Origin of the sequence: Tessaracoccus sp. MC1756, assembly GCF_014164735.1 — a bacterium.
In the GTDB taxonomy this organism is placed as follows: Bacteria; Actinomycetota; Actinomycetes; order Propionibacteriales; family Propionibacteriaceae; genus Arachnia.
Window position 1 is genome coordinate 273,710 of the sequence record NZ_JACJFZ010000004.1, and the last position, 8,411, is coordinate 282,120.

Genomic DNA, 8,411 nt, shown 5'->3' on the forward strand with positions numbered 1-8,411 from the left:
CGACGACGGCGCCAGGCGTACGATGGCAAGCACTCCACGACAGGGGGCACTATGTTCGAGCGCGTACTAGCTCCGCTGGACGGTTCCGCCTTGGCCGCCAGCGTCCTGCCGCATGTGGCCAGGATCGCTCCCGCAGGTTCGCAGACGCTGCTGCTTCGAGTTCTCGAACAGAACGTCGAGGCCACCCTGAACGATCCCCTCGAGTGGCGCATGCGCCGCGACGTCGCAGAGGTCTACCTCGACGACGTCGCGCGGCGGATCGGCCTGGACACCGAGCTGCACCCCGTCTCCCGCGTGGAGGAGGGCTGCGCTGCGGACCGCATCCTGGCCGTGGCGCGCGAGTGGGACGCCCAGTTGATCGCCCTGTGCAGCCACGGGGCGGGGGGCCTGAACGCCTGGAACCTCAACTCTGTGGCGTTCAAGGTGGCGCAGCGGACCGGCACTTCCCTGCTGCTCGTGCGCGGCTACCAGTTCAGCTCAGACTCACCCGATGAGACGCTGGCCTCCGAGTCGTACCGACGCATCCTGGTGCCCATGGACGGGTCTCTGCGGGCGGAGCACGTGCTGGGCGCGGCAGATGCCATCGCCTCCGGGACAGGTGCGACGATCGTGCTGGCCCATGTGGTGCAGCCGCCCAGGTACATCCATCGACGCAGCGAGAGCGTGGTCGAGTCGATCGTCGACGGGGCCATCAACCAGTTCATCTCCGAGGCGCAGTCCTATCTGGATGAGGTGGCCTCAGGGCTGCAGTCGCCCACCGAGGTGCGGGTGCTCCGCGACCGTGACCCCGCGGCCGCACTGCACGCGTTGGCCGCCGACGAGGGGGTGGACCTGGTTCTGGTCAGCGCGCACGGACAGTCCGGGCAGCGCTACTGGCCCCACGGCGGACTCGCCACCAGCTTCATCCTCCACGGCACGACCACCTTGCTGGTGTTGCAGGACGTGCCATGGGACGACCTCCTGCCCAGTCAGGCGGAGATGTCCGCCAGCCGGCCCCCAGCCCCGGGCCAGCGCGCCACGGGAACCCTCCCCGGCCAGACCGGACCTATCCCGGTCGCCTGATCACCGGGCGCGGGATCAAGGAACCGTTGCCCGCCATCACGGGCTTATGACGTTCCACGAACGTTCCACGGGAAGCCCTGCGGTCTCTATTGGGGCGCTTGAGTCCGAGAGAGAACACAAACTCCCTGGCCAGATGTTTGACCAGGGAGTTCAGCCGTGGAGCATAGGGGACTCGAACCCCTGTCGAAACGCGTTTGACTAGGATCTTACCGAGAAGCAGGCTTGGCCGTGCTACGAATGTGCTACGAGCCACCCATTGGCGGACTGCGTCGCCGAAGAACGCTGCTCGAACGGTGCCCCTAGAAGCCGGAGGATCCAAACCCTTAGTTATGAAGAGCCACGTTGGCAATAGTCGCCGTCGGCACGGCAGCAAGACGTCGAATCGGGACATGTTCTTGATCTTGCAGACAACCCGTTCCTCTCGTGTGCCCCAGGATCGACAGTCGAGGACGTTCTTCTGCAGTAGCGCGAAGAACGACACCATCGCGGCGTTATCGCCACATGCCCCGACCCTGCCCATCGAGCCACGTGGCCCTGACGCTTCAGCGCCTTGCGGGAGCGGCGCGACCGGAATTGGGACCCTCTATCGGAATGGACGATCACCCCAGCGGGCCGGCCTCGGTGGGCCACCGCCATCTCGAGCGCGTTGACGGCGATACGGGCCATCATCCGTGAATCAATCGAGTAGCCGGGCAAGCGCTCGGAGTTGTCGCTCAAGGCCGCCAGCGCCGAGCTAATCGGCGTCCTCGACCGGTCCGGCTATGCGTCGGCCCACGTCTTGGCCCACCAACTGGGGGCGATGGTGGCGCTGCAGGCGGCGGCCGACCATCCCGACCGGATCACCCGGCTGGTCGTCTCCGGCGCCCTGCTGCTACCCGGCAAGCTCGCGCTGCGCATGCAGAAGGCCGCCCTGCGGATGCTGCCGGTGCGCGGCCTCGAACAGACCGGGCTCAACAAGGACGACCTCGTCCGTGTGCTGGACGTGATGGCGGAGGCCGACTTCTCGTCCCGGCTCGAGGCCATCACCGCCCCGACCCTCGTCATCGTCGGACAGTCGGACGCCACCGGGCAGGTCTCGGCGAAGAGCCTGGCGGAGAAGCTGCCCCGGGGACGGCTGGCGGTCATCCCGGGCGGCGCCCACCCCATCCTGGAGAACTCCGACGCCTACAACCGCGTGCTGCTCGAATTCCTGGCCTGACTGCTGCGGCACCCGGGCAGGCCAGGGGCGAACCTGGCCTGCCCGGGTCAGCCACCAATCAGGCCGCCGCCTGGCAGGTTCCCGTCGCCTGCCACGGCCCGTTCTTGCCACCGGGCTGCTGGTTGCGGGTCCACCACTTGGCAGTCCACACCTTGCCGTCCCAGGCGGCCGCCGCACCGGCGTCGTACTGGGTGCTTGCCGCCCACTGCCTGGTCGGCCCGGTCTCGCAGCCAAGCGTGACGCCGACCTCTGACCAGGCGCTCCATGAGGATGCCCCCGGCACCTGGGCCTGCGTCCACCACAGCGCCTCGAAGACCCGGCCCTCATGCACCACGAGATCGCCCACGGTGTAGGCAGTCTTCGCCTGCCAGGTCGGCAATGCCGCCACCGTCACTGCCTCCGAGACGGCGACGCCGTCCGGGCGTCCGGCCACACTGGCGGTGACCTGCACCGTGACCGCCTCGCCCGACATCGCCGCAGTGACGGTCAGCGACTGCCCGGTCGCGCCCGGGATCGGCTCGCCGTCGGCGAGCCACCGGTAGCCGAACTCAAGGCCTTCCGTGTCCCAGCGTCCGGGATCTGCGATCAGCAGCCCGCCCGGCGTGGCCTCTCCGGTGATGGACGGCGCCGCAATGTTGACCGGCGCCACCGCCGCCGCTGTGAACTCGCGGGTGTGGGTCAGCATGCGCGTCCCCACCACCAGGTCGTCCAGGTAGTAGCGGGCATCACTGGAGCCGGTCCGGACCCCGAGGGTGCCGCCGCGGTAGGCAGCATTGGTCCAAACATCGACCAGGTTGCCGTTGACGTAGGTCATGAACCTGTCGCCCTCGGCGGCGATGGCGATCCTGTTCTCCTCACCCGCCGCCTTCACGCCGGTGATCGTCACCGGGGCCACCTCCGCGATCCCCGCTCCCCGCTTCATCGTCTGGGACGGGAACAGCTGCCAGTAGTAGTTCTGGCCGGGCGGAGTATTCGTCCGCGTTCGCAGCAGCAGCGAGATGCCCTCCCCGAGCGGGTTGGCGGACGTCCCCGCCACGGCCTGACCGGTGAAACTGACCACATAGTCGGACCAGTCGGCTCCAATCGGCAGCATCGCATTCTTAGACTTGTCGACGAACAGCCGGCCGTCCACCACCGACGGGTTGGCCGGACCGGTGGTGAACGGGTTGGTGCCGTCGTCGAAGTCCGCCGACCAGATCGGGGTGATCTCGAAGGCCGCGAAGTCAAAGTCGGCCACCAGGTCGGCGAAGTGCTCGCTGGTGCGCGCCTTCAGGGTGAACTCACCATCGCTGAGTAGCTTGACCGCGCCGTCGGCCCGGACCTCGGCCACCGAGGGATCAGACGACTCGAACTCGGCATCGGTGAACTCCACCTCGCTACCGTCCTCGGCGATCCCCACCAGACGCGGGGTGTCCTCGTCCCCGACAGTGGTGAGGTCGGCCCTGATCTCCAGCGACTCGATGCGCGGCGCAGGTGTCACCCGCAGGCTCAGCGTGGCGACGCCGATCCGGTTTCCGTTGGAGACCGTGACCGTGATCGTCGTGTCGCCCTCAGCGACAGCGGTGACTATGCCGCTGTCCGACACCGTCGCGACCGCAGTGTTGGCGCTCTCGTAGATCACCGACACTTCGGACGGGTCGACAGCCGCCCCGCTCTCATCGGTCACCACCACGGTGGTGGCGGCCGTCCCGGACACCACAACTGTGGCGGCGCCGGACAGGGCGACGTCGTAGTACTGCGCGCCCTCCGCCGAGACAGCGACGGCGTGGCTTCCCGAGCCCACCCGGACGGTAAGGAAGTCCCCATCCCTGGTGGCGGCCAGCACCTGGCCGTCGACCTCGACGTTGACGAAGGCGGGGTTCGGCTCGGGTAGCGACACCACGGCCGTCGTGTTGGCGGGCACTGTGACGTTTCCGGAGAACCGGGCACCGGTGGTGTCCGACGAGGCACCAACCGGCCCGCGCAGCGTCGGCACCGTGATTGCCGCGGTCGCCACCGGACCGGGCTGGAACCGCACCTGGAACTCCTCGAACCCGGCCTTGGTCGGGACGATCCCGAACATGCCGTGGGCTAGCGCGCCCCCGGGGGAGGCTCCCCACGGGTGCGACATCGTCATGTTCGCCTTCAGGGACGGATCCCACGCCTCCGGCGAAATGGTCGCCTTCAGCACGTCGAGGACGTGGGCATAGGTGCGCCGGTCGGCGCTGTCAGGATTGAGCAGGAACCTCAGCGCCGTGGGGCCGTCCGCCCCCTCAAACAGGCCCCGGAGGACGAAGTACGAGGCGTAGATCGAGCCCCTGAACCCGCCCTGCCCGGCCACGAAGGCGGTCAGTCGCTCGGCCATCTCTGGCGAGTCAAAGACGCCGTATGCCAGCGCATACGCGGTGGAGTGCTGGGCGAAGTGGGTGGAAACCGTCCCGTCGTCCTTCTGGTGGTCAGCGAACGCGCCCACCGTCGGGTCGTACAGCCTGGCGATCATGTTCGCCCTGACTGTGTCGGCCCGCTCCTGCCAGGCAGCGCGGTCCGCCTCGCGTCCCACCACCTCTGCGATATTGGCCATCGCTTGCGCGGCCCCGACATACACGGCGTTGTAGGGGGTGCTGAAGCCGGGGTTGGGGAACTGATAGCCGTCCTGCTCCCCGACTGGCCAGTCGACCAGGACGCGGTTGCCCGAGCCCGTGTCGCCGAGCGTCCGGATCATCCCCGCTTCGGGGACGAAAGTGCCGGCCCCGGAGGCGCTGGTGGAGGGGTTTAGCTTCGCCTTGATCTTGTCGTAGTACTCCACCAGCGAGTCGGCGTTGCCGGTGTAGAGGTAGTCCCGCCAGGCGAGCTCGACCGAGAACAACCGGTAGTCAGCGGGCCAGGTCGGGTTGTCGATCAGCCATTCCGCGGAGTGCCGGCCCAGCGCGTAGTCGGCGCTGACCGCTGTCGCGACATCATTGTTGATGATGATGTCGCCCTCGTAGGCGCCCCGTTCCCGGGCCTGTGAATCCACCCACAGGTCCTGGTTGGTGGCCTGGATCGAGTACCGGGAATAGTCGTACAGCCGGTCCAGCAGCGCTTCCGAGGACGTGAACGACGACGCGTCCTCGTCGAACGCGGTGCGCATCGCCCAGCCCTGCACCATGTCGGCGGTGATCGGTACCGGCGAGTCCTCGATCTGGACGTAACGGAAGCTCTTCATCAGGAAGGTGCGCAGCGTCTGCTCACCCGGCTTCAGTGACCAGGTCTCCTGATACAGCGGGTACGACCCGGACCCCACCCCGCCCATCCGGATGGAGCCGTCGGAGTTGAGGCTTTCGGCGTACTTCACGGTGATGCTGTGCTCGGCCGGGGAGTCGATGGCCAGCTGCAGCGAGCCGACTATCGCCTTGTCGAGGGTGACGACGTAGGTTCCGGAGCCCCGGTCGTCCACCGATGCCGCAGGCATCAGGTGGCGTTCGGTGTTCTCGGCGCCGTACGGCGCGAGAACCCGGTTGCCGTTGATCGCGGCGGTGGTCCGCAGCGGGCGCCAGTCATCGTTCTCCTGATAGCCCGGCTGCTCGAACCCGAACGGGTAGTTGCCGGCGACGAGGTTCTCCTGGTGCTGGCTGTAGTACCCGCCGTTGCGGGTCAGCAGCGTGTCGCCGAAGACCGGTGTGCCGTCCAGGCCGTGCCAGCTCGCGGCGTCGCGACCGGAGTTGGCGATGACCTCCCTGCTGCCATCGGTGCGCCACACGGTCAGCTGCAGCAGGACGGCGCGGGCGGCGTCCCGGTTGTAGGCCAGCGAGGCGAGGACGTTCTCTCCCTCGCGCAGCAGCACCGTGACGTCGTAGCTGTTGTAGAACTGGACGCTGCCCTTCGGGGCGTTGGGGTGGTTGCGCGCAGGGTAGGTGCCGAGCGCCTCACCGTTGACGAACAGGTCGGCCATCGACACCAGGCTCGACTGGGTGTTGTAGCCGGTCGCGGTGACTATCGCCCGCTCGATGTCGCCAGTCTGCTCGAGATCGAAGGCGTGCCGCAGGAACACGAAGGACGGGAACACTGTCGAGCTGACCCCGGCCACCTCGACCGAGACGTTGGGGAAGTCCGGCGAGGCGCCGACGGCAAGCGTGTCGGCGTTCTCGGCGTACAGGTACCGTCCGGTGTCGAGGTTCTGGACAACGAGGTTGTCGACGTTGGCCGTCTCGGAACCACCGGTGCGCAGCCCGATGGTGCCGGCCGCCGCGTTGGTATCGGTGACGCTGCCCACCAGGACACCGTCGATGTAGGTCGTGATGGTCGAGCCGCTGGCTTCGATCCTGACGTGCGCCCAGGTGTTGAGCGTCAGCGTGCCGGCCGGCAGGGATGGCGACGCCGGGTTGGCCGGTGATGCTCCTGCATAGTCGCGACCGGCGTGGTAGTTGAGGGTGTTGTTGGACGGCCGGAACTGCCACATGTAGTTGCTCGTGCCGTCGTCCCGGAAGACGATGCCGAGGGCAGCGCTGGTGACGTAGATGTCCGCGTCGATGGCGTAGTTCGTCCATTCGGACGCAGCAGCCGGGGCGAGCCGGTCGGGGTAGGCGGCCAGGCCAGTGCGGCTGGCGTTGTCGCCCAGGGTCAGGACGTCGCCGGCGCCGCGTCCGGTGGGCACGTTGAGGTAGCCGTCGGTGACGCTGACGGTGCCGCTGTAGCTGGCGCTGCCCGTGGCGGTGCTGAAGTCCTCGGCGTACAGGTAGCTGCCCGTGCTGAGGTTGCGAACGACGAGGTTGTCGACCCGCCCGCTCTCCGATCCGCCGGTGCGGAAGCCGATCGTGCCCGCGGTCGAGCCGGCGAGCCGCCGGGTGTCGACCAGAGTGTCGTCGACGTACGTGGTGATGACGTTGTTCAGTGCCACGATCTTGAAGCCCACCCAGGTGTTCGCCGGGATGGTGGCCGGCGAGCAGCCCGCCGAGACGTAGGACGTGCCGATGTGGGCGCAAACCTGGTTCTTGTTGGACGCGATCGCCTCGGAGCGGAACTGCCACATGTAGTCGGAGGTCCCGGAACGCCGGAACACCACGCCGAGCGCTGTGGCCGTGTACAGGTCGCCCTCGACGGAGTAGTTGGTCCACTGGCTGGCCCGGGCCGGGGCTAGCGTGCCCGGAACCGCCGGCCCGTCGTGGCCGCTTCCGCTGCCGTCCGCCAGGCTCAAGAGGGAACCCGGCGACGACTGCCCATTGGGGACCTTGAGGTACTTGTCGGCCTCCTCCGGGATCTCCTGTTCGCTGTACTGCAACCAGGCGCCGCGGTTGTCCTCCCAGGCCACCGGGGTGTTGAACGGCTCCGGTTCCGACAGCGGGCTGGCGGCACCCGCCCGGTCCCGGGTCTGCACCTGCCAGTAGTAGAGCGAGTTGGCGGCGAGGGTGTCGCCCAGCTCCGGCACGGCGACCGAGGTGGACTGGGCGGATTCCTGCCACCCGGTGTCATAGACGTAGTCGCCGGCAGCGGCCTTCGCCCTCGTTGACGAGATGGCGACCCGGTAGGCCGTCTGGACCTCGTCGGGGTCGGGATCGTTGACCACCCAGGACAGCGACGGCTGCCGGGTGTCAATCACCACTGCGTCGGTCAGCAACTCGGTACGCAAGCCGCTGGGCGCGGAAGGGGCGCTGTTGGTGGCGGCGCTGGCGGGTACCGCGGCAGCCACGGCGCCGGACAGCACGAGCGCCGCCCCGACAACGGTGGAGACGAGGGCTCGCCACCGGGCTCGAGGCCTGATCCGTGCTGCTTTTGAGGTCACGAATGCGTCTTGAATGCGCATGCCACTCCTTTGTGCAGGGCGCCGGCGCGTCTCAGCGGGGACCGGCCGAGACGTCGAGTGAAACGTTACAAGACAGGGCGTGGGAAGTCCAGACCCCTGAGCGGGACATCGCAGAAGCAGGGGCTACTTGCGCCCGGTGAAGCCATCCATAGCTCGATTGACGCCGAGCAGATCCACCACAGCATCGAAAGCGCGCACCGGCGGCACCCGCGCGACACTCCCGCGGCAGCTTTCCCGTGTCTACCTCGTCCCAGAACTCACGCTCCTAGTAGAGCCCCCTAGAGTGGTGTAGCTCCCACAGTGGCCGTGGCCGTCGATGACGGCAGGGCGGTCACCGTGGGATCCTTCGAGTTCACCTACCAAAGCTCTCTCAAAGGAAATCAACCACGATGA

3 protein-coding genes and 1 pseudogene are annotated in these 8,411 nt (G+C 67.8%); 2 read left to right on the plus strand and 2 right to left on the minus strand.

Translation table 11 applies throughout. The features are described 5' to 3' along the window. Positions 1 to 51 precede the first annotated feature (51 nt). On the plus strand, positions 52 to 1,062 hold the full coding sequence (locus tag H5393_RS11685) for a universal stress protein (protein WP_182766792.1): 1,011 nt from the start codon (positions 52 to 54) through the stop codon (positions 1,060 to 1,062). 415 nt (positions 1,063 to 1,477) lie between these two features. Here H5393_RS11685 and H5393_RS11690 read toward each other — a convergent pair. Next, a pseudogene (locus H5393_RS11690) lies at positions 1,478 to 1,788 on the minus strand (DDE-type integrase/transposase/recombinase); the annotation flags it as partial. Between H5393_RS11690 and H5393_RS11695 the strand changes: the two are divergent. Continuing rightward, a complete protein-coding gene (locus H5393_RS11695) occupies positions 1,769 to 2,260 on the plus strand; it encodes an alpha/beta fold hydrolase (protein ID WP_182766794.1) in 492 nt (163 codons plus the stop codon). The pseudogene H5393_RS11690 and the gene H5393_RS11695 sit on opposite strands and share 20 nt — an antisense overlap. 58 nt (positions 2,261 to 2,318) lie before the next feature. On the opposite strand, the gene H5393_RS11700 is transcribed toward H5393_RS11695, so the two are convergent. After that, positions 2,319 to 8,018: a family 78 glycoside hydrolase catalytic domain gene (locus H5393_RS11700; protein WP_182766795.1), complete on the minus strand. Its 5,700-nt coding sequence runs from the start codon at positions 8,016 to 8,018 to the stop codon at positions 2,319 to 2,321. Positions 8,019 to 8,411 lie beyond the last annotated feature (393 nt).

Coding starts and splice junctions, on each gene's coding strand:
- H5393_RS11685 (WP_182766792.1), top strand. CDS start 52: ATGTTCGAGCGCGTACTAGCTCCGCTGGACGGTTCCGCCTTGGCCGCC.
- H5393_RS11700 (WP_182766795.1), bottom strand. CDS start 8,018: ATGCGCATTCAAGACGCATTCGTGACCTCAAAAGCAGCACGGATCAGG.